The sequence below is a fragment of the Paractinoplanes abujensis genome, assembly GCF_014204895.1.
Lineage (GTDB): Bacteria > Actinomycetota > Actinomycetes > Mycobacteriales > Micromonosporaceae > Actinoplanes > Actinoplanes abujensis.
This window is the reverse complement of the sequence record NZ_JACHMF010000001.1, coordinates 1542133-1563260: the sequence shown is the minus strand read 5'-3', so window position 1 is coordinate 1563260 and position 21128 is coordinate 1542133. Positions and strand designations below refer to the sequence as shown.

Annotated in this window: 19 protein-coding genes and 1 pseudogene; 11 read left to right on the top strand and 9 right to left on the bottom strand. The window is 70.2% G+C overall.

Features of this window, described 5'->3' with window-relative positions:
- The first annotated feature begins 189 nt into the window (after positions 1-189).
- On the top strand, positions 190-1422 hold the full coding sequence (locus tag BKA14_RS06540; protein WP_184950013.1) for an endonuclease/exonuclease/phosphatase family protein: 1233 nt from the start codon (positions 190-192) through the stop codon (positions 1420-1422).
- Positions 1423-1564: 142 nt separating this feature from the next.
- On the opposite strand, the gene BKA14_RS06535 is transcribed toward BKA14_RS06540, so the two are convergent.
- On the bottom strand, positions 1565-1948 hold the full coding sequence (locus BKA14_RS06535) for a winged helix-turn-helix transcriptional regulator (protein WP_184950012.1): 384 nt from the start codon (positions 1946-1948) through the stop codon (positions 1565-1567).
- Between the two features lie 73 nt (positions 1949-2021).
- Between BKA14_RS06535 and BKA14_RS06530 the strand changes: the two genes are divergently transcribed.
- The 5 genes from BKA14_RS06530 to BKA14_RS06510 all read left to right on the top strand — a co-directional run bounded on the left by BKA14_RS06530 (position 2022) and on the right by BKA14_RS06510 (position 6286).
- Positions 2022-3107, top strand: a complete 1086-nt coding sequence (locus BKA14_RS06530) for a zinc-binding alcohol dehydrogenase family protein (RefSeq protein WP_239092430.1) — start codon at positions 2022-2024, stop codon at positions 3105-3107.
- Between the two features lie 813 nt (positions 3108-3920).
- Positions 3921-4163 (top strand): hypothetical protein, encoded by a 243-nt coding sequence (locus BKA14_RS43640; RefSeq protein ID WP_239092439.1) that lies wholly within the window; start codon positions 3921-3923, stop codon positions 4161-4163.
- Positions 4157-4384, top strand: a complete 228-nt coding sequence (locus BKA14_RS43635) for a helix-turn-helix transcriptional regulator (protein ID WP_438861871.1) — start codon at positions 4157-4159, stop codon at positions 4382-4384. Before BKA14_RS43640 ends, BKA14_RS43635 begins: the two co-directional genes overlap by 7 nt.
- Positions 4385-4404: 20 nt before the next feature.
- Positions 4405-5349: an NAD(P)-dependent alcohol dehydrogenase gene (locus BKA14_RS06515; protein WP_184950010.1), complete on the top strand. Its 945-nt coding sequence runs from the start codon at positions 4405-4407 to the stop codon at positions 5347-5349.
- 190 nt (positions 5350-5539) lie between these two features.
- On the top strand, positions 5540-6286 hold the full coding sequence (locus BKA14_RS06510) for a methyltransferase domain-containing protein (RefSeq protein ID WP_239092440.1): 747 nt from the start codon (positions 5540-5542) through the stop codon (positions 6284-6286).
- Positions 6287-6626: 340 nt separating this feature from the next.
- Here the strand turns inward: BKA14_RS06510 and BKA14_RS06505 are convergent, their stop codons facing one another.
- Positions 6627-7205, bottom strand: a complete 579-nt coding sequence (locus BKA14_RS06505; RefSeq protein WP_184950009.1) for a GrpB family protein — start codon at positions 7203-7205, stop codon at positions 6627-6629.
- 68 nt (positions 7206-7273) lie between these two features.
- Here BKA14_RS06505 and BKA14_RS06500 point away from each other — a divergent pair.
- Both BKA14_RS06500 and BKA14_RS06495 read left to right on the top strand, forming a co-directional pair.
- Positions 7274-7989 (top strand): annotated as a pseudogene (locus tag BKA14_RS06500) (methyltransferase).
- A gap of 230 nt (positions 7990-8219) precedes the next feature.
- Entirely contained in the window at positions 8220-9485 is a 1266-nt protein-coding gene (locus tag BKA14_RS06495; protein ID WP_184950008.1) for an SGNH/GDSL hydrolase family protein, read from the top strand.
- 37 nt (positions 9486-9522) lie between these two features.
- Here the strand turns inward: BKA14_RS06495 and BKA14_RS06490 are convergent, their stop codons facing one another.
- On the bottom strand, positions 9523-10452 hold the full coding sequence (locus tag BKA14_RS06490; RefSeq protein WP_184950007.1) for a M56 family metallopeptidase: 930 nt from the start codon (positions 10450-10452) through the stop codon (positions 9523-9525).
- Positions 10453-10535: 83 nt separating this feature from the next.
- Here BKA14_RS06490 and BKA14_RS06485 point away from each other — a divergent pair, with 83 nt between their 5' ends.
- Positions 10536-11879 carry an MFS transporter gene (locus BKA14_RS06485; protein WP_184950006.1) on the top strand — a complete coding sequence of 448 codons (1344 nt, stop codon included), beginning with the start codon at positions 10536-10538 and terminating at the stop codon, positions 11877-11879.
- Between the two features lie 223 nt (positions 11880-12102).
- Here BKA14_RS06485 and BKA14_RS06480 read toward each other — a convergent pair whose 3' ends face one another.
- The 3 genes from BKA14_RS06480 to BKA14_RS06470 are packed head-to-tail and all read right to left on the bottom strand — an operon-like array spanning position 12103 to position 14579.
- On the bottom strand, positions 12103-12921 hold the full coding sequence (locus tag BKA14_RS06480) for a MetQ/NlpA family ABC transporter substrate-binding protein (protein ID WP_184950005.1): 819 nt from the start codon (positions 12919-12921) through the stop codon (positions 12103-12105).
- 12 nt (positions 12922-12933) lie between these two features.
- Complete coding sequence (locus tag BKA14_RS06475) at positions 12934-13590, bottom strand: methionine ABC transporter permease (protein WP_184950004.1); 657 nt, start codon at positions 13588-13590, stop codon at positions 12934-12936.
- On the bottom strand, positions 13587-14579 hold the full coding sequence (locus BKA14_RS06470; RefSeq protein ID WP_239092441.1) for a methionine ABC transporter ATP-binding protein: 993 nt from the start codon (positions 14577-14579) through the stop codon (positions 13587-13589). The genes BKA14_RS06475 and BKA14_RS06470 overlap by 4 nt, the downstream gene beginning before the upstream one ends.
- Positions 14580-14877: 298 nt before the next feature.
- On the opposite strand from BKA14_RS06470, the gene BKA14_RS43630 reads away from it, so the two are divergent.
- Together BKA14_RS43630 and BKA14_RS06460 are read left to right on the top strand one after the other, a co-directional pair.
- Positions 14878-17244, top strand: a complete 2367-nt coding sequence (locus tag BKA14_RS43630) for a methyl-accepting chemotaxis protein (protein WP_184950002.1) — start codon at positions 14878-14880, stop codon at positions 17242-17244.
- Complete coding sequence (locus BKA14_RS06460; RefSeq protein WP_184950001.1) at positions 17241-18659, top strand: chemotaxis protein CheW; 1419 nt, start codon at positions 17241-17243, stop codon at positions 18657-18659. Before BKA14_RS43630 ends, BKA14_RS06460 begins: the two co-directional genes overlap by 4 nt.
- On the opposite strand, the gene BKA14_RS06455 is transcribed toward BKA14_RS06460, so the two are convergent.
- From BKA14_RS06455 to BKA14_RS06445, 3 genes are all read right to left on the bottom strand, one after another.
- Entirely contained in the window at positions 18639-19139 is a 501-nt protein-coding gene (locus tag BKA14_RS06455) for a hypothetical protein (protein ID WP_239092442.1), read from the bottom strand. The two genes, BKA14_RS06460 and BKA14_RS06455, sit on opposite strands and share 21 nt — an antisense overlap.
- Before the next feature lie 79 nt (positions 19140-19218).
- Complete coding sequence (locus BKA14_RS06450) at positions 19219-20211, bottom strand: ArsR/SmtB family transcription factor (protein WP_239092443.1); 993 nt, start codon at positions 20209-20211, stop codon at positions 19219-19221.
- Positions 20212-20768: 557 nt separating this feature from the next.
- Complete coding sequence (locus BKA14_RS06445; protein WP_184950000.1) at positions 20769-21089, bottom strand: DUF3817 domain-containing protein; 321 nt, start codon at positions 21087-21089, stop codon at positions 20769-20771.
- Positions 21090-21128 lie beyond the last annotated feature (39 nt).

Genomic DNA, 21128 nt, shown 5'->3' with positions numbered 1-21128 from the left:
CCACCGCGCCACATCGTCGTTCACTGCGCGCCGACTGCACGAAACCGGCGCTTGTTGCTTACCTACCGCGCGCATCAGGGTTCAGTTCCACAGCCGAGGAACCTATCGGGTTGCCGGTCGGTGAACTGTCCACGTCGGAGATCCTGGTCGCATGGCGGGGCCTGGACGAGTCCGGTAGACACGGTGGTCATGAGGCGACTTCTACTGGCCGCTGGGCTGGCTCTTGCCGTGCTCGGTGTCGCGGCACCGGCTTCGGCCACCTCCCACAAGCGAGATGTCCGTTTCGCGACCTATAACCTTTCACTGAACCGGCCGGCCGAGGGCCTGCTGCGCGAGCACCTGGCCAACCCCGGGGTCGACGACGTGTATCGGCGGCAGGCGCGCAACGTGGCCGAGGTGATCCAGCGGGCGCACCCTGACGTCGTGCTGCTCAACGAGTTCGACCACGACCCGGAGGCCGCGCGGCTGTTCGCGCAGAACTTCCTGGCCGTCTCGCAGAACGGCGCGCCTGCGCAGAAATACCCGTACCGGTATGTGGCGCCCTCGAACACCGGCATCTCGTCCGGTTTCGACCTGAACAACAACGGCGTGGTCGACACGACGCCGGGTGACCAGGCGTACGGGGACGACTCGTTCGGTTTCGGGCTCTTCCCCGGGCAGTACGGCATGGTGGTGTACTCGAAGTACCCGATCGACTATGCCGCGATCCGCACGTTCCAGCTGTTCAAATGGAAGGACATGCCGGGCAACCTGATCCCGACGGATTTCTACTCCGCCGAGGAGCAGGCCGTACTGCGGCTGTCGTCGAAGAGCCACTGGGACGTGCCGGTCCGCGTGGGTGGGCGTACGGTGCATTTCCTGGTGTCGCACCCGACGCCGCCGACGTTCGACGGTCCGGAGGATCGCAACGGCCGGCGCAACCACGACGAGATCCGATTCTGGGCCGACTACGTGAAGTCGGCGCGCTACATCTACGACGACAAGGGGCGTCGCGGCGGTTTGAAACCCGGCGCGGCCTTCGTGATCGCGGGCGACCAGAACGCCGACCCGCTGGACGGCGACTCCTACGACGGCGCGATCAACCAGCTCCTCGACCATCGCCTGATCAATTCCCGTACGGCCCCGGCCTCGAACGGCGCGGCGGAGGCCTCGGCCCTGCAGGGCGGCGCGAACGCCACGCACCGGGGCGACCCGCGCTACGACACGGCCGACTTCGCCGACACCGCCCCCGGCAACCTGCGCGCCGACTACGTGCTGCCGCGAGTCGGCCTTCCCGTACGGGGTTCCGGCGTCTTCTGGCCGGTGCGGGCCGACCCGCTGTCCCGTTTGAGCGGTGTGTACGACCCGGTTTGGGCCCCGGTCAACGGCTTCCCCACCTCAGATCACCGCCTGGTGTGGCTCGACCTGGCGGTCCGCCGCTGATCGATGCCGGGCAGAAGGCCGCCGGGGTCGATGCCGGCGGCCTTTGTCATGACTGCCCGCGCTGAGCTCGGCCATCCACAGCTGTCACCCACCGCCGGCCAGCTACACCGAGCGCGTCCGCTCAACAGCCGCGAGGGAGCCCTTACGTACGGGCCACCGCACCGGCGGGGACAGATTGCTCCGGGAAGCGGTCGATGTTCGCGACCACCCAGTGACGCAGGGCGGCCAGCGGGCCGCAGGCGTCCTTGCCCAGCGGGGTCAGCGAATACTCGACGTGAAGCGGGACGCTGGGGAACACCGTACGGTCGATCAGGCCCTGATCCTCGAGCCTGCGCAGTGTGGCGGTGAGCACCTTGGGGCTGACCCCGTCGAGACGGTCACGGAGGGCGCCGAAGCGGCGCGGCCCGTCCTCCAGCGCGCCCAGTGCGAGGGCGCTCCACTTGTTGGCCAGCAGATCCAGCACCTGACGGCAGGGGCAGGAGGCGTCGTAGACGTCGTGCTGGCGGTCGCAGCTGGTCGTCGGCATGCACCCACCGTAGTACCCATCGGGAACTAATGAGCCTTGCGGGTAACTAGGGTCACCGCAATACCGTCCGGCCATGACCGAAACGATGCGCGCGGTGGGTTACCGCACCAGCTTGCCCGTCTCCGACCCGTCCTCCCTGCTCGACCTCGAGGTACCGGTGCCCGAACCCGGCCCGTACGACCTGCAGGTGCGGGTCAAGGCCGTGTCGGTCAACCCGGTTGACGTCAAGGTTCGCGCGGGTGGCGACCCCTCTCCCGCGCCACGGATCCTGGGCTTCGACGCGGCCGGCGTGGTGGAGCGGGTCGGCTCGGCGGTCACGCTTTTCGGGCCCGGGGACGAGGTCTGGTACGCCGGTTCGATCGCCCGCCCCGGCACGAACTCCGAGCTGCACCTGGTCGACGAGCGCATCGTCGGTCGCAAGCCGTCAACACTCGACTTCGCCGAGGCGGCCGCCCTGCCGTTGACGGCGTTGACCGCTTGGGAATCACTGTTCGACCGCCTCCGGGTGCCGCTCGCAGACACGTCGCCTACAGCCCGCCCGTTGTCCACAGCGGGCGCGTCCTCCACAGCCGGCGCGCCCTCCACAGCCGGCGCGCCCTCCACAGCCGGTCCGAAGCGGCTGCTCGTGCTCGGCGCGGCCGGCGGCGTGGGTTCGATCCTGGTCCAGTTGGCCCGCCGGCTCACCGACCTGGAGGTGATCGGCACCGCTTCGCGCCCCGAGTCCCGGCAGTACGTGCTGGACCGCGGCGCCCACACTGTTGTCGACCATCACGGCGATCTCGACGCTCAGCTTCCCGGCGGCGTGGACTACGTCTTCAGTCCCCACTCGGCCGGCATGATCGACACCTTTGCCCGGATCATCCGCCCGTACGGGTCGGTGGTCGCGATCGACGAGCCGCCGAACCTCGACCTGCTCGCCCTCAAGTCGAAGAGCATCACGTGGCACTGGGAACTGATGTTCACCCGCCCGCTGCACGACCCTACGAGCCAGGCCCAGCACGACATCCTCAACCAGGTGGCCGACCTTGTGGACAAGGGCATCCTGCAATCAACATTGACGACTCGTCTTGACGGGATCAATGCAGTCAACCTCCGCAAGGCACACGAGGCCCAGGAATCCGGCTCGGTGATCGGCAAAACGGTCCTGGCCGGCTTCTAGCAAACCCGACCGGCCCATCGGGCAGATCTCCGCGGCCCGCCGTGCTGCCTCCACCGACAGACACCTCCGCCTGACGCCTCACGACCACCGGCCTCACCTCAGGCGGCGTGCGGGCGTCAGCAGCGGAGGGCAGGGCAGGCGGCGGGCGGGCGTCAGCAGCGGAAGGCGGGGCAGGCGGCGGGCGGGCGTCAGCAGCGGAAGGCGGGGCAGGCGGCGTGCGGGCGTCAGCAGCGGAAGGCGGGGCAGGCGGCGGGCGGGCGTCAGCAGCGGAAGGCGGGGCAGGCGGCGTGCGGGCGTCAGCAGCGGAAGGCGGGGCAGGCGGCGGGCGGGCGTCAGCAGCGGAAGGCGGGGCAGGCGGCGGGCGGGCGTCAGCAGCGGAAGGCGGGGCAGGCGGCGGGCGAGGAGAGGCAGGGCTGGCGGTCGTCGGCGGCAGCAAGAACCGCGCTGGCGGTCACCAGCGAGCGGCAAGGCCGGCGGTGGGCGACGGAAGGCAGCGCTGGGCTGGAGGTGGGAGTGGGCGGCACGGACGGCGCTGGGTGGGGAGGCGGGCTCGCGATGGGTACCGGCATCGCTGCTTCTGTGGTCGGGCGTTCTTGGCTGAGGTGATGCTGAGAATCGTGTAAAGAAACTTTGACTCGATGTCTGGGATTATTTACCTTCTAGCGCATGACAACTCAGGAGCGGCGGGCCTGGAGCCTCGCCGTCAGCGGGCTCGTTGGGTATGGGGTTTATCTCGCGCTTGTGGCTGTGGACGTCTCGTACGGGCCGGCCTTGTTGGGGACTGTTGGCGGCGCGATTGTCGTCAATATTGCTGTGGACGTTTTGTTCGGGGGCGGTCAGAAGGCCGATCAGCGTGACCGGGAGATCGGCCGCTTCGGTGATCACATCGGGCAGTCGCTGGTGGTCGCCGGGGCGGTCGCCGCGATGGTGATGGCGCTGTTCGAGGCGCGCTACTTCTGGATCGCCAACGTCATCTACCTGGCGTTCGTGCTCTCCGCGGTGCTCGGCTCGACCGCCAAGATCTTCGCCTACCGCCGGGGCTTCCACCCGTGGTGAAGCCGACCCGCATCGTCAATCAGATCCGGTCGCTGCGGTTCACCACGGGCGAGATGACCCAGGCCGAGCTGGCCGACCGCATCGGCGTGACCCGCCAGACGATCATCGCCATCGAGCAGGGCCGCTACTCCCCCTCGCTCGAGGTCGCCTTTCGCATCGCGCACGTCTTCGATGTCGGTCTCGACGACGTCTTCCAGTACCCGGCGGAGGAGCCCTCATGACCACCCCCAGCCATAAACGCATGAAGGCCGTTGTCCACAACGTGTACGGCGATGCCGACGTCCTGCGCATGGAGGATGTCCCCCGGCCCACGGTCAAGCCGAACCAGGTTCTCGTACGGGTGCACGCCGCCGGGGTGGACCGGGGCGCCTGGCACGCGATGACCGGCCTGCCGCTGATCGCCCGCCTCGGTTTCGGCCTGCGCGGCCCGCGCAACCGCACCCCCGGGCTCGACCTGGCCGGCGTCGTCGAGGAGGTCGGGTCCGAGGTCACCGGCTTCCGGCGCGGCGACGAGGTCTTCGGTGAAGGGTCGAGCAGCTGGGCCGAATACGCCACGGCCAAGCCCACGCGCCTTGTCCGCAAACCCGCGCACCTGTCGTTCGAGCAGGCGGCCGCCATCCCCACCTCGGGGGCAACCGCCCTGCGCATGGTGACGCCGAAATTCACAGCCGCACCGCGCGAGGTACTCGTCATCGGGGCGGGCGGCGGCGTCGGCTCCTTCACGGTGCTGCTGGCCAAGGCCCAGGGCGACCATGTCACCGCCGTCTGCAGCACCGCCAAGACCGATCCCGTACGCCGGTTCGGCGCCGACCGTGTCATCGACTACACCCGCGAGCCGCTAACCGGTTCGTACGACCTGATCGTCGACATCGCCGGCAACCGTCCACTGTCCACCTTGCGCGTCCTGCTCAAACCCACCGGCACCCTGTCCATAGCCGGCGGCGAGAACGGCGGCCGCTTCTTCGGCGGCCTCGAACGCAACCTGCACGCATTCGCCGTCACGCCGTTCCTGAAGCAGACACTCAGGGCCCCGATCGTCATAGCCACCCGGGACGACCTGACCGCACTCACCGGCATCGCGTCCCCGCTGGAGAGCACCTATCCGCTCAGCGAAGCCGCCACGGCCATGCACCGCCTGGCCACAGGTCAGGTAGCCGGCAAGACGGTCTTGACCGTGGCCCACTGATGGATCAGACCCGCGATCGTCCGGGTAGCGCCGGGTTCACGCCGATGGTCTGACCAAAACCTGCACAGTTTCGTCACCAACGGCCGGATCACGCGTGATGGGGTCGCCGCATGACGGAACCGAACGCGAACAAATCGGCGGCGAGGCCCGCGAGCAGGTCCCGCCGGATCACAACGCGGCGGGGTGACGCGTGACCGATCAGATCGCGTACATGGATGACGCCGCCGCCACCGATGTCGGGCGGCTCTACAAGGGCCGGCTGCTGCGGCTGCTCGATGTCCGGGCAGGCCATACCGTCGTGGATCTCGGGTGCGGGCCGGGAACCGATCTCGGGGCGCTCGGCGAGGCGGCCGGATCCGCGGGAGCCGTCATCGGGGTCGATCGGGACCCGGCGATGCTGGCCGAGGCCGGGCGGCGGCATCCGGGGGGCCGGCTTCGGCGGGCGGATCTGGCGGCGCTGCCGCTGGCCGACGCTTGTGTTGACCGCGCGAGGGTTGATCGGGTGCTGCAACATGTTGATTCACCTGGTCAAGCCGTCAACGAGGCTGCACGGGTGCTCAAGGCGGGCGGGCTGTTCGCGGCAGCCGAACCCGACTGGGACACCCTGGCCGTCGCCGACGAGGATCTCGAGACCAGCCGGGGTATCGCTCGCTGTACGGCCGGGCGGGTGCGCAATCCGAGCATGGGGCGCGACCTGGTCCGGCTGTGTATCGCGGCGGGGTTCGAGGTCCGCAGCGCCGAGGCCGTGGCGATGCTGTTCCGGGATTTCGGCACGGCGGACCGCATCCTGGCGTTGCGCCGCAACACCGAGCGCGCGATCGCGGACGGATGCGTCGCCCCGGCGTACGGGGACAGGTGGTTGCAAAGGCTCGAAGCGGGGCCGGTCGTCGCCGGTTTCACGGTGTATCTAGTGGTGGCGCAGAAGACGCGGGCATAGATCAGGGGTGACGCCGAGGACACGGGTGTAAGTAAGACGCGGGCGAGGCGGACGTAGGTCGCGCGGACGTAGGTGGCGTGGCGGCGCGGACGTCGGTGGCACGGGCGGCGGTGGCATGTGTGGTGCGGGCGTAGACGGCACGGACGGCGCGGACGTGGGCGATGCGAGCGGCACGGACGTAGACGGCGGGGCGTGGGCGATGCGGGTGGCGCGGGCGTAGACGGCGCGGGTGGCGCGGCCGTGAACCGTGCGACGGCCCGGGCTACGCGGGCGTGGATCGGGCCGTGGCGCGGGAGAAGCGAGCGTGGGTCAGGCCGGGTGGTGGGGCTCGGAGCGGGGGTCAGGCTGGGGTGGCGAAGATGCGGGTGTAGATCTCGTCGATGACGTCGCACTTGGCCATGTTGTAGTCGTCGGCTTCCGTTGCCAGGCGGCGTTTCGTGCGGGCGTAGAGGTCGCGATCGTCCGGGTGGGTGCGGAGCCAGTCGCGGAAGAGGCGGTGCCTGATCGGTTCGGCGGCGTCGTGCGGCCACACGTGCAAGTTGATGTCTTCGTCGCCGCCGAGCAGCATGCGGTGGCCGGACCACCAGGGTTCGCGCAGGACCAGCCGGTAGCCGATGGCGGTGAGCGCGGGCACGTAGAGCGATTCGTCAGCCGTGTCGTCCAGCAGCACGTCGATGTCGATGATGGGTTTGGCCGCCAGCCCGGGTACCGAAGTGGACCCCACGTGCTCGATCACCGGCGAGCCGAGCGCCCGGGCGATGTCGGCGCGGGCGGCCTCGAAACGGCCGGCCCAGGCCGGGTCGTAGTCGACGATCACGATCGACGACCAGCGCCGGGGACGCTCCCCCACCAGCGCCGATCGGTGCTGCTCGGCCGAGCCGACGAACCGTTGCGTGACCTGCGGCGGGTAGTCACCCATCGCGCACCTCCGTCTGAGCGTGAAGAAAGAAGTCGGCCAGACTAACCGATTCCGGGAAAGACCGAGGGATGTTGACGCCGACGCCCCTGATGAGTCCCGTAACCGGTTCTGGAGTTTCAAGACGTTCGCGGCCGCGGTCGAGCTCGACCTGTTCACCAAGCTCCACAGTGGCCGTACGCTGACCGTGGCGCAGGCCGAGGCGGAGCTGGGCCTGCCCGAACGCCCCGCCGATCTGCTGCTCGCGGCGTGCGCGTCGCTGGGGTTTGCTGGAGAAGGACGGCGACGGCTATCGCAACAGCCCGCTGGCCGAGGAGTTTCTCGTGCGCGGCAAGCCGTACTATTTCGGCGGTCAGGTTTCCTACTGCGACCAGCGTACGTATCTTCCCTGGCACCGGATCGGCGTGGCGCCGCGCACGGACCGGGCAACTTCCTCACTGACACGCATCTGCCGGACGGTCATGATGTCGTGCTGTTCAGCATGATCCTGCACGATTGGGACCAGGCGACGAACCGGGAGCTGCTGGCCAAGGCGTACGAGGCTCTGCTGCCGGGCGGCCTGGTGGTCGTCTCGGAACTGCTGCTCAACGCCGAGCGCACCGGCCCGGCCCCGGCCGCCTTGATGGGCTTGAACATGCTGGTCGAGACCGAGGGCGGCCGCAACTATTCGGACGCCGAGTACGGGCAGCGGCTGACCGGCGCCGGCTTCACCGAGGTGCGGACCGTGCCCTTCGACGCCCCGGGCGCCAACGGCGCGGTGATCGCGGTCAAGCCGGACGGGGTTTGAGCGTCACCATTCACGCAGGTCGCCCGGGTGGGTTGCGCGTTCTGGACGCGTCAGCGGCCAGCGGAACCCGCCCGGGCCCCCGCGGGAGCGACGGTCGTCACCCACCACCCCGCCGGGACATCAAGCTCTTGATCTTATGGTGGGAACGACTCGTGACCCAGCCCACTATCAGCAATCTCCCAGCTCAGCCGATGCCGGATGGGATGTGCCGACCCAGTACCGTGGGCGCGGTGAACTGGACCCGGAAGACGACGATCTCGGTCGTGGCGGCCCTCGTGGTCCTGGTTGTGGCGGTGGTCGTGTACGTGCAGCGGGACGCCGGCGGCAACGAGAACGGCAACGAGGCGACCCCGACCGGCGCGAACAGCGCGACACCCGGCGCCGGGGCGAGCCCCGCGGAGACGCCTTGGACGGGCAGCTGGGCGGTGGCCGTGCAGAACGGCGGGCGCGGTTTCGAGCGGCAGACGGTCCGGCAGATCCTGCGCACGAGCATCGGCGGTGACACCGTACGCGTTCGGTTGTCGAACGAGTTCGGCAGTGACCCGTTGACCGTCAGCGCCGTGCACCTCGCCCAGCATCTGCAAGCGAACACCGTCGACGCGAGCACCAACGCGCAGGTGACGTTCAACGGCAACGACTCGGTGACGGTCGAGGCCGGCCAGACCGCGGTGAGCGACCCTGTTCAGTTCGCCCTGCCGGCGGGCGCCGACATCGCGGTCACCGCGTATGTTCCCGAGCGGATCGGTTCGGTGACACAGCATGCGTTCGCGAATCGGCACAACTACGTGGCCGCGGGCAACCAGGCGACCCGGGCCACGCTGTCGGGCGCGCAGACGTTCGACAACTACGCTTTCCTGGCCGGCGTGGACGTGCAGAACCCGGAGTCCGAGGGCGCGGTCGTGACGCTCGGCGCGTCGATCACCGACGGCTACGACTCGACCTTCGGCGAGAACCGGCGCTGGCCCGACCAGCTGGCGCGGCGGCTGATCGCGGCCAACCGCAACGTCGGCGTGCTCAATGCGGGCATCAGCGGCAACATGCTCCTCAAGGACGGGGCCGGACAGAGCGCTGTCAACCGCTTCGATCGCGACGTGCTCGCCCAAACCGGGGTCAAGTGGGTCGTCTTCTCGGACGCCGCGATCAACGACCTCGGCGACAGCAACCCGCCCGGCGGCGAGCAGCTCATCCAGGGTCTGCAGCAGCTCATCCAGCGCAGCCACGACGCCGGCATCAAGATCTTCTGCGCCACGCTGACCCCGTACAAGGGGACCGACTACTGGTCGGAGCAAGGCGAGGCCGGCCGGGCCGCGGTCAACGAGTTCATCAAGGGCGACGGCAGCGGCTGCGACGCGGTGATCGACCTGGACACGGCGATCCACGACCCCAACGACCCGCAGCGGTACAACAGCCGCTACAACACGGGCGACAGCCTGCACCCGAACGACGCCGGCATGGAAGCCATCGCGGCCGCGGTCGACCTCGACCTGTTCCGCTGACCCGAGGGCGTCCGGTCGACCAGCACCGCGCCCGGCGTCAGTGCAGCATGCCGGCCGCGTACAGCAATTCGCCCAGGTCGGCCACGCACTCGCCGGTCCAGATCACCGAGGCGGCGGCCACCGACACCGGCACGGCGACCAGGGTCAGCAGCCCGGCGCTGAAGCGGGGCGCCAGCAACGAGGCCACGCGACGGGGGACGACGCCCGCGGCGCGCAGGTCCTGACGGGCCGGGGTGATCGGAAGGCCGGCCCGGGTGTGGGTCGCGCGCAGCGCCGCGGCGCCGATGGCCGTGGCCACCACCCGGCGGTCGCCGACCTGTTCGGCCGCGCGTTCGTCGGCGGCCCGTTCGACCAGGAACTCGATGCGGCGGGTCACCCACCGGAACGCGGGATGCACGGCGGCGGCCAGCCGGGCCAGCAGCACCAGCTGGTGGTGCCGGGAATCGAGGTGGGCCCGCTCGTGGGCGAGCAGCGCGCCGTACTGCTGGTCGTTCAACGCGGCGCGCATGCCGGTCGTGACCACCACACGGCCGGGTGTGCCGGGCACGGCGAAGGCCTCGGCGCGGGTGTCGTCGATGAGCGCGACCCGGTCGGTGCCGACCGGCAGGCCGCGGAACTCGGCGGCGACCGCGTCCTCCCGGCGGTGCCGGCGCCACACCCGGGTCAGGCCGGCCACCGCGACCAGCAGCAGCACGACGGACAGGCCGGGCGCCCACGGTTCGCGTGACGTGTCGGCCCGCACCACCGCGTCGGAGAAGCCGAGCCGGACCGCCACCGGGTGCAGTTCGGCCACGGCCTTGAGCGCGAAGGCGGCCAGGCTGACCAGGCAGGCCGCGGCGGCGGTGACGATCGAGACGACCAGCACGGTGACGGCCGCCTCGGGGCGCAGGCGGCCGGCCAGCCAGCGCACGGTCAGCGCCACCAGCACCGGGCAAACCACGACCGAGACCACAAAATGGTCGAACATGCAGCCTCCTTCACCGGGCCATCCAGTCATACACCCCGGTGGCGGTGGACCTGAAGGGTGCTTCAAGTCATAAGGTCGGGGCCATGGGGGTCATCCAGGGTCACGTGCGGGTCTTCTATCACCTGCTGGTCAACACGTTGCTGGTGTCGGTCACGAACTTCACCGTCTGGTTCGCGATCACCTTCTACACCTATCTGGAGACCCGCTCGGTCTTCGCCACCGGTGTCATCTCCGGCGTCTTCCTAGTCATGACGGCGCTGACCGGGATCTGGTTCGGCAGCCTGGTCGACCACCACCCCAAGAAGCTGATGATGCAGGTCTCGGCGGGTGTCTCGCTGACCACGTACGCGCTGGCTCTGGTGCTCTATCAGCTGACGCCGCGCGAGGAGTTCCGGGATCCGGCCAGTGTGCCCCTGTGGGGGCTGATCGTGCTGCTCATGGTCGGGGTGATCGCGGGCAACATCCGCACTATCGCACTGCCGACCATGGTCACGGCGTTGATCTCGGAGGGCACCCGCGACCGGGCGAACGGGCTGGTGGGTACGGCGTCGGGGGTGTCGTTCCTGGTCACCTCGGTGATCAGCGGTTTGCTGGTGGCGCTGGGCGGCATGTTCTGGGTGCTCGTGCTGGGCATCGTCGTGCTGGCGCTCTCGCTCGTGCACCTGGGTTCGGTGCGGGTGCCGGCCGGGGCCGCGGCGGCCGCCGGCGAGCCGGACGACACGACCAGCAAGATCGATCTGCGGGGCACGATCAAGGTCATCGCCGGCGTGCCCGGCCTGACCGCCCTGATCATCTTCTCGGCGTTCAACAACCTGCTCGGCGGCGTTTTCATGGCGCTGCTCGACGCGTACGGGCTCTCGATGATGTCGGTGCAGGGCTGGGGCCTGCTGTGGGGCGCGCTCAGCACCGGCTTCATCGTCGGCGGCCTGCTCGTCGCCCGTACGGGCCTGGGCAAGAACCCGGTCTGGCTGCTGCTCATGATCAATGTCGTGTGCTGGACCGTCACGCTGCTTTTCCCGCTGCGCGAATCGATCATCTGGCTCGCCGTCGGCCTGTACGCATACATGCTCGTGGTCCCCTACGCCGAGGCCGCCGAGCAGACGATCCTGCAGCGAGTGGTCCCGTACGAGCGTCAGGGCCGGGTCTTCGGTTTCGCCCAGAGCGTCGAGCAGGCCGCGTCACCGCTCACCGCGTTCCTGATCTCGCCGGTGGCCCAGTTCGTGTTCATCCCGTTCATGACCGACGGGGCCGGCGCACGGCTCATCGGCTCCTGGTTCGGCACCGGCGCCGCCCGCGGCCTGGCCCTGGTCTTCATGATCACCGGGGTGCTGGGGCTCATCGCCACCGCCGTCGCCCTGCGCAGCCGCCCCTACCGCCGGCTGAGCCACCGCTACACCACCGCCGAAGCGGCCCCCACACCCTCGTGAACACCGGTGCAGCCGCGCCGCGGATCGTCGTGGTGACGACTCGGTTGCCCGGGCCCGGCCACGCTGGTCCGTGAGCACGGGGATGCCGTGTTCGCGGCACACCGCACGGTCCCGCTCGGCGGAGGACCGGGCGGCGTCCGCGTCGCCCGGGTCGTAGGTGGCGTGGCCCAGGCCGGTCAGGGTCCGGGCCTGCCGACCACGTTGCCGGGCGCACCCCTGACGATCAGAACGCGGGGAGCACCGAACCCTGGTACTTGTCCTCGATGAACTTTTTGACCTCGGGCGAGTGCAGCAGCTTCTCCAGCTTGACGACCCGCTCGTCGCCCTCCTCGCCCGTGCGGACCACCACCAGGTTCGCGTACGGGTTGTTCTCGCCCTTCTCCAGGGCCAGCGAGTCGGTGGCGGGCTTGAGCCCGGTCTCGATCGCGTAGTTGCCGTTGATCACCGAGACCGCCGTGTCCTCCAGGCTGCGGGGCAGCTGGGCCGCCTCCAGCGCCTTGAACGTCAGGTTCTTCGGGTTGCCGGTGATGTCCTTCTCGGTGGCCTTGACGCCGACGCCGTCCTTCAGCGTGAGCAGCCCGTTGGCGGCGAGCAGGTTGAGCGCGCGGCCCGAGTTGGACGGGTCGTTCGGGATGCCGACGACACCCCCGGCCGGTACGTCGTTCAGGCTCTTGACCGTCTTGGAGTACACGCCGAGCGGCTCGATGTGCACCGGCTTGAGCGCGGTGAACTTGTAGCCCTTGGACGCGACCTCCTCCTCCAGGTAGGGGATGTGCTGGAAGTAGTTGGCGTCGAGCTGCTTCTCCTGCAGGGCCACGTTGGGCTGGATGTAGTCGTTGAACTCGACGATCTCCAGCTTCAGGCCCTCCTTGGCGGCCAGGTTGTCGGCGACGTACTTGAGGATTTCACCGTGCGGCACGGGGCTGACCCCGACCTTCAGCGTGTCGCTGGAGGATGCGGCCTCGCTGTCATTGCCTCCGCACGCCGCGAGTCCCAGCAGGAGAGCGGCGGACGTGACGACTGCGGCGAGTGAGCGGCGCATGGTCGACCTTTCTTATTTGTGGGAGAGCCGGCGGACGAGGACGTCGCCCGCCATCTGGATCAGTTGCACGAAGACCACGAGGACCACGACGGTGGCCACCATGACCTCGGTCTCGAACCGCTGGTAGCCGTACCGGATGGCCAGATCGCCGAGGCCCCCGCCGCCGACCACCCCGGCCATGGCCGAATAGCCGACCAGCGCGATCACGGTGATGGTCAGGCCCGCCACCAGGCCGGGCCGGGCCTCGCGGAGCAGCACCTTGCCGACGATCTGGGTGCGGGTGGCGCCCATGGCGGTGGCCGCGGCGACCACGTCGGGCGGCACCTCGCGCAGGGCCGCCTCGACGATGCGGGCGAAGAACGGGATGGCCCCGATGGTCAGCGGGACGATCGCGGCGTCGGTGCCGATCGTCGTGCCGACCACGGCCCGGGTGAACGGGATGACCGCGACCAGCAGGATGATGAACGGCAGCGAGCGGGCCACGTTGACGACGAAGCCGAGCACCGACGAGACGACCGGGGCGGCCAGCAGGCCGCCGGGCGCGGTCAGCACCAGCAGCACGCCGAGCAGCAGTCCGCCGATCGCGGTGAGCACGGTGGAGACGCCGACCATCCAGGCCGTCTCCTGCAGGCCGACGATCAGCAGGTCGGACAGTTCGGACCAGGTCACGACGACGCCTCCGCGACTGCGACGACCGCGCCCCGCGAGCGCAGGTGGTGGATGACCGCGGCCCCGTCGCCGGGCACCGCGAGGCGCCACCGGCCGGCCCGGCCCGCGGCCAGGGTCTCGACGGAGCCGCTGAGCACGTGCACGTCGACATCGAGGGTGCGGGCGACCTCGGTGAGCAACGGGATGTCGGCGTCCGCACCGCTGACCGACACGTCGACCACGGTCCGGCCGGGAAGCTCGGTGAACGGATCGAGCGGGAACAGGTCGCGGGCGAGCTCGGAGTCGGGCCGGTGCAGCAGGTCGGTGACCGCGCCGGACTCGACGAACACCCCGTCGCGCATCACGGCGGCCGACTGGCAGATCCGCTTGACCACTGTCATCTCGTGGGTGATGAGCAGAATCGTGAGGCCCAGGCGGCGGTTGAGGTCGAGCAGCAGGCGCAGGATCGACTCGGTCGTCTCGGGGTCGAGCGCCGAGGTGGCCTCGTCGGAGAGCAGCACTTTGGGCCGGGCGGCGAGCGCGCGGGCGATGCCGACGCGCTGCTTCTGACCGCCGGAGAGCTGGCTCGGGTACGCGTCGGCGCGCTCGCTGAGCCCGACGAGGTCGAGCAACTCGGCGACCCGGGTGCGGCGCTCGGCGCGGGGCACGCCCGTGACCTCCAGGGCAAAGGCCACGTTCCCGGCCACCGTACGGGAGGACAGCAGCGCGAAATGCTGGTGGATCATGCCGATGCCGTGCCGGGCCTGGCGCAGCCCCCGCCGGTTGAGCGCGGTCAGCTCGACCCCGCCCACCGAGACCGTGCCGGCGTCGGGGCGCTCCAGCATGTTGACGCAGCGCAGCAGCGTGCTCTTGCCCGCGCCGCTGCGGCCCAGCACGCCGTAGACGTCGCCCTCGCCGACGGTGAGATCGACACCGTCGACCGCGACGACCTCCCGGTCGCGCCGCCCCTTGGCCCGGTACGTCTTCCGGAGCCCCTTGATCTCAATCACACCGCACCTTGACAGTCGACGATCTCGAAAACCCACAAAGCCCATAGGTTTAAAGACATCGACACGCTAGCCTGTGGCGGCGCTCAGCTCCAACCGCTGTAACGACCGTCACCGCGAACGGCCCTGACCGGCGGCGCTCCGGCAAGGTTAGCCAGTACGGCCCGGATCCGGTCGTGATCCGCCTCACCGCGTTGTGGCCTGGGAAAACTCGGATTGTTGAGCGGTTCAGCAAAGCGCCCGGACGGCCGACAGGGCTATCGGAGGCATCGAACGGATGCCGGCCCGTACGGGAGCCCAGATGACCGATCTCCTCGCCGAACCCCGCTTCGCGAGCGCGTTCCACACCCTGGTGACGGCCGACACCACCGGCCTGGTCATCGAGGCCGCCGACGGCACGCTGATCACCGCCACGTCCGGCCCGCCGGCCGAGTGGGCCGCCGGGTTCGCCCGCGATGCCCCGGTGCTGGCCGAACTGCGCCGGGCCGCCGACGAGCACGTCGTCGTGGAGTTCACTTCCCCCGACGCCGAGGGCAACACCGCCCAGTGGCGGGCCACCGCCCGTACGCAGGGAAGAGGTCTTCTGGTCGTCGCCCTGCGGGACGTCACCGCCGAGCGCCGGGCCTCGGCCGAGGCGGTCGGCTGGATCGACGCCATCGACCGCGCGCAGGCCGTCATCGAGTTCGACCTGCAGGGCACGATCCTGGCCGCCAACGAGAACTTCCTGCGCGCCCTGGGTTATCAGGAGCACGAAGTCGTCGGGCACCACCACCGGATGTTCGTCGACGCCGAGTTCGCCGGCTCGGCCGAGTACCGCGCGTTCTGGGCCAAGCTGGCCCGCGGCGAGTACGAGGGCGGCGAGTACCGCCGGCTCGGCAAGGGCGGCCGCGAGGTGTGGATCCAGGCTACCTACAACCCGATCCTCGACCTCGACGGCAGGCCGGTGAAGGTGGTCAAGTTCGCCACCGACATCACCGCGGCCAAGCTGCGCAACGCCGAGTTCGAGAGCAAGGTGGCCGCGGTGGACCGCTCGCAGGCCGTGATCGAGTTCGACCTGCGCGGCAACGTGCTCACCGCCAACGACAACTTCCTGGCCGCGATGGGTTACGAGCGCGACGAGGTGATCGGCAAACACCACCGGATGTTCTGCGCCCCCGCGTACACGGCCACCGAGGACTACCGGGAGTTCTGGCGCGACCTGAGCCGCGGCGAGTTCCAGTCGGGCGAGTACAAGCGACTCAGCAAGACCGGCGCCGAGGTGTGGATCCAGGCCACCTACAACCCCGTGCTCGACATGGACGGCAAGCCCGTCAAGGTGGTCAAGTTCGCCCACGACATCACCCCGCAGAAGCAGCGCAACCTCGACTTCGAGGGCAAGCTCGCCGCCATCGACCGCTCCCAGGCCGTCGTGGAGTTCACCGTCAAGGGCGAGCTGCTGTCGGCCAACCGTACGTTCCTGGAGCTCATGGGTTACCGGCTCGACCAGGTGCTGGGCAGGCACCACCGGATGTTCGTCGAACCCGAGCACGCCCAGTCGGCGGAGTACGTGAGCTTCTGGGAACGGCTCGGTGCCGGCGAGTTCCAGAGCGGCGAGTACAAACGGGTCGGCGCGCTCGGACGTGAGCTCTGGATCCAGGCCACGTACAACCCGATCCTCGACGCCGACGGCCGGGTCGTGAAGGTCGTCAAGTTCGCCACCGACATCACCGCACCCAAGCTGCACAGCGCCGAGTTCGAGTCGAAGGTCAACGCGGTCGACCGCTCGCAGGCCGTCATCGAGTTCGACCTCGACGGCATCGTGCTGCACGCCAACGAGAACTTCCTGCGTATCTCGGGCTACTCCCTGCGCGAGGTGGTGGGCCAGCACCACAGCATGTTCTGCCCGCCGGAGTACGTCGTCAGCCCCGAGTACCGCGACTTCTGGCTCAACCTCAACAAAGGCGAGTTCTCCTCCGGCCGCTACCAGCGCCTCGGCAAGTATCAGCGGGAGATGTGGATCCAGGCCACGTACAACCCGCTCTTCGACCTCAACGGCAAGCCGTTCAAGGTGATCAAGTACGCCAACGAGATCACCGCCCAGGTCCGGATGGAACAGCTCGTCCAGGCCAAGACGACGGAGATGACCGGCACCGTGAGCGCCCTGGCCGGGGCCACCACCGAGATCGCCCGCACCAGCGGGCAGGCCCTCGAACTGGCCCGCCGCACCGCCGGCGACGCCGAGCAGGGCGCGGCCGAACTGCACCGCTCGATCGAGGCCATCAAGCTCATCCAAGCCTCCACCCGCGAGATCGGCGACATCGTGTCGGTGATGGGCGAGATCGCCGGCCAGACCAACCTGCTCGCCTTCAACGCCTCCATCGAGGCGGCGCGGGCCGGCGAGCACGGCGTCGGCTTCGCGGTCGTCGCGGGTGAGGTGCGCAAGCTGGCCGAACGCTCGGGCGACGCGGCCCGCCAGATCGCCAAGCTGATCAGCGAGTCGGCCCTGCGCGTCGACGAGGGCGCCGACGTGTCCGACCGGGCCGGCGGCGCGCTCGCCCGGATCCAGGACAGCGCCCGGCAGACCGACGCCGCGATCAGCCGCATCGCCGCCTCCACCACCGCCCAGCAGGACGCCTCGCACGAGGTCACCGCGCTGCTGGGCCAGCTCGCGGGCGCCTGCCCGCCGTGATCGCACGCACCACGTACGGGCTCCTGCGCCTGGGCGGCGCGGCCGTGGCGCTGCCGCTGACCGTACTGCGTGAGGTGATCCCGTGCCCGCGCGAACTGGCGCCCATCCCGGCCCACGCCCGGGGGCTGCGCGGCGCCGTCAACCTGCGCGACGTGGTCATCCCGGTGCTCGACCTGGCCGAGCACCTCGAAGGGGAGGAACGCGAGCGGGCGGCCCCGGTCATCGTGATCATCAGTTCCGGCGGGCGGATGCTGGGGGTGGTGGCCGACCGGATCGACGGCATCGCCACCGTGCCGGACGACCAGCGGCACGACACCCGCGACGCCGGGAACGACCTGGTCCTCTCGCACACCTTCGGGCATCCGGAGACGCAGGCGGTGATCAGCATCCTGGACGCCGACGCGATCCTGAGCCTGCCCGGGGTGCCCTCGGTGCTCGACCCGGCCGAGGTGAGCAGCCACGACACCGGCCCGCCGCCCGGCGCGGGCATCCCGATGATGCTCGTGCGCTGCGGCGACTTCCGGCTCGCGGTCAGCCTGACCGACGTTCACACGGTGCTGCCCCGGCTGGAGGTCACCGACTCGCCGCTCACGGGCGGGCTGTGCCGCGGCGTGACGGCGTACATGAACGACTGGGTGCCCGTCGTCGACCTCGCCCAGAGCCTGGGGCTGGGCCCGGCCGACGGGGCCCAGGGACTGCTCTGGAGCTATCCCGGCGGGCTCGTCGCGCTGCAGGTCTCCGAGGTCGTCGAGATCGTGACGCTGGATCCGGGGCAGATCCACCCGCTGCCCGCGCTCGGCGTGCCCAACGCGCACCGGTTCGGCGGGGCCACCCTGATCCCCGGCCACGGGCAGCACCTCGTGGTGGACCCGGCCGCCCTGTCCGGCGACGAGACGCTGAGCGCGCTCGGCCGGCTCAACACCGCGCGGGCCGAGACCGTCGCCGACCGGCCCGAGGGCGGGCACACCGCCGTCGAGCGGTTTCTGACCTACCGGGCCGGCGGGGAGGTGGCCACCCCGCTGACCCAGATCGCCGAGATCCTGGCCTACCCGCCCGACGTGTCGCCGCTGACCGGCGGGGGCGACGGCCTGCTCGGGCTCTTCACCCACCGGAGCAGCGTGGTCTCGCTGTTCTGCCTCAACCGGCTGGTCGGCCGCGCGCCCGCGATCGACCCGGCCACGAGCCGGGTGCTGCTCGTGGAGCACGAGGGCAACCACGTCGGCTACGTCGTGGACGGGCTGGGCGCGATCGAGGACTCGGTGTGGCAGCAGGACGACCCCGGCCCCACCGCGCCCGGGCGGCTCGACGAGAGCCCGCTGGTGCAGATCGGCGCCGACCCCGACGGCCGGCTGCTCCCCCGCGTCGACCTGGCGGCCTGGGCGACGGCCCTGGCCTCAGGGCCCGATGACCGGTGACTGGCCGACGCCCTCGGAGCCGCCCTCCAGCAGCGCCGTCAGGAAACGCATCTTCCCCGTGCCGAAGGCGGCGGCCAGCGCGAACCCCACCGAGGCGTCCCGCACGTCGGCTGCGGCCCCGTCCTCCCACCACACCTTGACCTCGGCGTCGTCCTTGCGGCGGAACTCGCCGATCCGGCGCCCGCCGCGGAACAGCCGGCTGTCGTCCTCACTGGACGGCTTGAGCTCGTAGACCACGCCCGCGACGGTCGCGGTGACCCGGTACGAGCCGCGGGTGAGCCCGCCCGGCCCGGGAGTCAGCGCCGCCGTCGCGCCGTCGACGGTCATGATCAGGTCGGCGGCCGACCGGGTGCCGATCGGCACCCAGCCCGCCGCCTCCGCCCCGGCCCGGCGCTCGACAATGGTCACGCTGGAACTCTCGCCGTCGCGCGCCACGACAGTGACCCGCCCGTCCGCCGCTTCGACAGTCGTCTCGAACACGACTCGACTGTGGCACAGCGGATCACCCCGCGGCTCAGCCCAGGCCCACGGCCCGCCGAACGCGATGGCGAGCACGTCATCAGGGACGGGCGGGCAGCTCCCCCAAGAGGGCCTTTCCGAGCGGCGTCAAGGTGTGCACGACCGCCTTGCCGGCCCGGCTGGTCTGGATCAGCTGGGCTTCCCGCAGCACAGCGGTGTGCTGGCTGACCGACGCCGCGCTCACCCCGACCCGGCGGGCCAGCTCCGAGGTGGTGCGCCCGTCGCCCAGCGACTCCAGCAAGGCCGTACGGGTGCGGCCGATCAGGGCGGCCAGCGACGCGCCGTCGGCCGGACGCAGCCCCGGCCGCAGCGTCAGGTCGTGCTCGATCGGATAGACCAGCACCGGCGGCAGCGTCGTGTCGCGCAGCGTGTCCGGTGTGCCCCAGGACAGGTACGACGGCACCAGCAGCAGGCCCCGGCCGTCGAGCTGCAACGTCTGGTCGAACGGCGTGTCCACCTCGAGCACCGGCGGCTCCCAGCGCATCATCGGGCGGAAACTGTCGAGCAGGCCCTCGGCGCCCTGGTCGAGCAGCACCCGCGCCCGCCGTGACCGCTCGGCCTCGACGTGGGCCCGCGCCTCGCCCCAGAACGGGGAGATCGCGCTCTCGTACTGCGACCGCAGCGCGCCGGCCAGCCGTTCCAGGATCTCGGTGTCGCCCGCGGCCAGCTGACCCATCCACGACGGCTTGGGGCCGGCGTGCCGGACCAGTTCCTCCAGCTCGTCGCGGAGGCGGGTGGCGGGCGTCGACTTGATCGCCTCGATGGCCGCCTGCAGACCGGCCGAGCCCTCGGCCGGCGTGAGGAAATCGGGGTAGTACGCGCCGCGCACCAGCGGCAGGAGCAGCTCGAGGTCGTCGCGGCGGCTCGCCTTGATCGCGTGCCCGCGCCAGCGGCCGTAGATCAGCTCGGGACCGGGGCGGCGCAGGCGCCACACGCTGAAGATGGTCTCCCACATCGGATCGGGTTCGCCCGCGATCCGCACCCGGCCGACGTCCTCCGGCGTGAAGTGGATGCGCAACACGTCGGCCCCCAAGTTGCCATCTAGCAAGCATTCACGGCGGGGAGTCTATCCGGCGGGCGCGAGGCCGGAACCATCAGATTACGACAAAGAGCCGTACGGCCTGATTTGCCGTACGGATGGGCGGGCGTCGCCACGAGCAGCGTCCACGATTCGAGCGGTCCGGATATGCACCCCCGATAACGGCATATCCGACAAGGACCGGCTCCCGTCGACCCGGCTCGTGGCCGACCCGGCGCAAAGACAATCCCCGTCGGGCGGGGGCCGCGACAAGACGTTTAATCTGACGCTGAAATGATGGTCGCGGGTTCACCCGAACGGCGGAGGCGCGGATCGCCGATCGGCCCGAGAAGGACAAAAAATCCAATTCCGGAAATGTACGACGCCACGGGGCCGGACCCATTCCCGAGGGGCCCACGCCGTAGCCGCCCAAGAAGCGCCGGGAAGTGCAACTCACCATCCCCGCGGCGTCAGGCCATCAGGTCCCGTAAGCAGTCGACGGCTCCGCCCCGGCCGGCCGCCCCAGCTGGCAGCCGGCGGCTCGGCTTCAATTGGCCGCCGACAGCTGAGCTTCAATTGGCCGCCGACGGCTCAGCGGCCCGCTCGGCCGGTCGCCGGCGCGCCACCCAGCGCTCGAAGATCAGCGACGTGAACGGCGGGATCGAGGCGGCCAGCCCGACCAGCGTGCGCAGCAGCGACCACCGCTCGGTCCGCGCCACCCACAGCGCGGCCACGATGTAGGCCACGAACAGCGCCCCGTGCAGCCGGCCGAACAGCCACACCCCCATGTCGGTGACCTCGGCGACGCGCTTGAGATACATGCCGACGAGCAGGCCCGCCCAGGAGAACGCCTCGGCCACGGCCGTGATGCGGAAGATGCGATACGGCTGCACGACGGTGACGCCCCCTGAGTGATCCGTTTCAGACGAGGC

Bases quoted from the DNA above. Each gene is read 5' to 3' on its own strand.
- BKA14_RS06480 (WP_184950005.1), bottom strand. From the start codon at position 12,921: ATGCGCCGCTCACTCGCCGCAGTCGTCACGTCCGCCGCTCTCCTGCTG.
- BKA14_RS06515 (WP_184950010.1), top strand. From the start codon at position 4,405: ATGAAGGCCGTTGTCCACAACGTGTACGGCGATGCCGACGTCCTGCGC.
- BKA14_RS06490 (WP_184950007.1), bottom strand. From the start codon at position 10,452: ATGTTCGACCATTTTGTGGTCTCGGTCGTGGTTTGCCCGGTGCTGGTG.
- BKA14_RS06535 (WP_184950012.1), bottom strand. From the start codon at position 1,948: ATGCCGACGACCAGCTGCGACCGCCAGCACGACGTCTACGACGCCTCC.
- BKA14_RS06505 (WP_184950009.1), bottom strand. From the start codon at position 7,205: ATGGGTGACTACCCGCCGCAGGTCACGCAACGGTTCGTCGGCTCGGCC.
- BKA14_RS06485 (WP_184950006.1), top strand. From the start codon at position 10,536: ATGGGGGTCATCCAGGGTCACGTGCGGGTCTTCTATCACCTGCTGGTC.
- BKA14_RS06540 (WP_184950013.1), top strand. From the start codon at position 190: ATGAGGCGACTTCTACTGGCCGCTGGGCTGGCTCTTGCCGTGCTCGGT.
- BKA14_RS43630 (WP_184950002.1), top strand. From the start codon at position 14,878: ATGACCGATCTCCTCGCCGAACCCCGCTTCGCGAGCGCGTTCCACACC.
- BKA14_RS06530 (WP_239092430.1), top strand. From the start codon at position 2,022: ATGACCGAAACGATGCGCGCGGTGGGTTACCGCACCAGCTTGCCCGTC.